At 63.3% G+C, this 2,132-nt stretch carries 2 protein-coding genes; both read left to right on the forward strand.

Going from position 1 to position 2,132, the window contains the following annotated elements:
• Positions 1 to 673 (forward strand): ABC transporter substrate-binding protein (locus tag ACE3PP_RS20975; protein WP_374385260.1); only part of this gene is annotated, 673 nt, incomplete at its 5' end.
• Between the two features lie 387 nt (positions 674 to 1,060).
• Positions 1,061 to 2,132, forward strand: a 1,072-nt coding sequence (locus ACE3PP_RS20980; protein WP_374385261.1) for an Mrp/NBP35 family ATP-binding protein, incomplete at its 3' end; no start/stop codon positions are given.

Consider the following 2,132-nt stretch of genomic DNA (forward strand, 5'->3'; position numbering starts at 1 on the left):
CGACGGATGCTGCCTCGCCGAGCCCTGGAACAGCCGCATCGTCGCACGCGATCAGGGGCGGATTGTTACCGTGAAGTCGGCGCTCTGGGCCTCCAGTCCCGGCAAGGTGCTCGGCATGTCGCAGCGGTGGAGCGAGGACAATCGGCTGGCGCTGGAGGCGCTGGTGCGCGCCCTCTACCGCGCCGCTCAATGGTGCTCGAACGCGGCCAATATAGAGGAACTCGCCGGAATTCTCGCTGCGCGGCAGTATCTGGCGCTGGACGGCGAATTGCTGCTTCCCGGCCTCACCGGTCTGTTGGCGATTGCGCCGGGTGAGGTGGTGGAGGTCGGCGACCTGCTGCTTTTCGAAGGCCGTGCCGCGACCTTCCCCTGGCAGAGCCACGCGCTGTGGTTCTACAGCCAGATGGTCCGATGGGGTGACTGTCGCCACACGGACCTCAACGCCGCCGTTGCCCGTGACAGCTATCGCCCGGATATCTACAGGAATGCGCTGAAGCCCGTCTTCGCGCCATTGCCCGGCGCCAATCTGAAGGTGGAGGGAGCGCTGGCCGCCCCGCAATATGTCGGCGTCTCGAAAGGCAGACTGATGCTCGGGCCGGATGGCTTCTTCGATTGCAGGATCTTCGATCCGGACCGGATCGAAGCCTATCTGGCGCAAGAGACCGTGGAATGACTGCTGCATTTTTGTGCCATGCATCACGCCGGCGCACATTCGGCAGGCATATTCCAACGGGGTCGCATTTTCGGCCATGCCTGTCGTTCTTGTGTTATCTACATGAAATTTATGTGAAATTTACCGCGCATAAAAACTGGCACGGTTTCTGCATTGCAATAGGCAAGTCCAGAGGGGACGCTGCAAGGCACCCACAAAAGGTGCTGCAAGGACAAGCCGCTGTCGTAGATGTCATGGTCAGGCATCCTTCGACGGCGGCTTTTCCGTTTCGAGCGATACCCGGGCGCATCTGCCGCATCCTCTTTTGCGTATGCCGCGCCGTTTGCCGGTTGGCGAAGGTCGCGTGGTCGACTATCTACGCTTTATGAGAATTCGAAAGAGGATGGCATGACCGCACTCACCAGAGACCAGGTTCTGGAAACCCTGAAGACCGTTCGCGGCCCGGATCTCGAACGCAACATCGTCGAACTCGGCATGGTGTCGGATGTCTTCATTTCCGATGGCAAGGTCTATTTTTCCATCACCGTTCCGGCTGAGCGCGCCCGCGAACTGGAGCCCTTGCGCCAGGCGGCCGAGCGTGCCGTCAAGTCCATGCCGGGCGTGAAGGGGGCTCTCGTCAGCCTTACGGCGGAAAAGAAGCCGGGCGCCCCGTCGGCGGCGCCCGCCCGGCCCCATGCCCATGCTCATGGCCCGGCGGCCGGCGCGCCGCAGCGGCCGGCCAAACAGAACATCCCCGGCATATCGGCGATCATTGCGGTCGCTTCCGGCAAGGGCGGCGTCGGCAAGTCGACGACGGCCGTCAATCTGGCCTTGGCGATGAAGGCCAACGGTCTGAAGGTCGGCATTCTCGACGCCGACGTTTATGGCCCGTCCATGCCGCGGCTTCTCGGCATCGCCGGACGCCCGCAGCAGATCGAGAACCGCATCATCGTGCCGATGGAAAACTACGGCATCAAGGCGATGTCGATGGGCTTCCTGGTCGATGAGGGAACCGCGATGATCTGGCGCGGCCCTATGGTCCAGTCGGCGCTGATGCAGATGCTGCGTGAAGTCGCCTGGGGCGATCTGGACGTGCTGGTGGTCGACATGCCGCCCGGCACGGGCGATGCCCAGCTGACCATGGCCCAGCAGGTACCGCTTTCCGGCGCGGTCGTTGTCTCGACGCCGCAGGATCTGGCGCTCATCGATGCCCGCAAGGGCCTCAACATGTTCAGGAAGGTCGAGGTGCCGGTCCTCGGCATCGTCGAGAACATGAGCTATTTCATCGCGCCCGACACCGGCGCGCGCTACGACATTTTCGGCCATGGCGGCGCGAAGGCCGAGGCTGAAAAGATCGGCGTGCCCTTCCTGGGCGAGGTTCCCCTGACGATCGCCATACGGGAGACCTCCGATGCCGGCACGCCGGTAGTGGTCTCCGACCCCGAAGGCCCCCAGGCCAGGGTTTACCGGGAGATCGCCG

It is taken from the genome of Dongia sp., assembly GCF_041910485.1.
GTDB lineage: Bacteria > Pseudomonadota > Alphaproteobacteria > Dongiales > Dongiaceae > Dongia.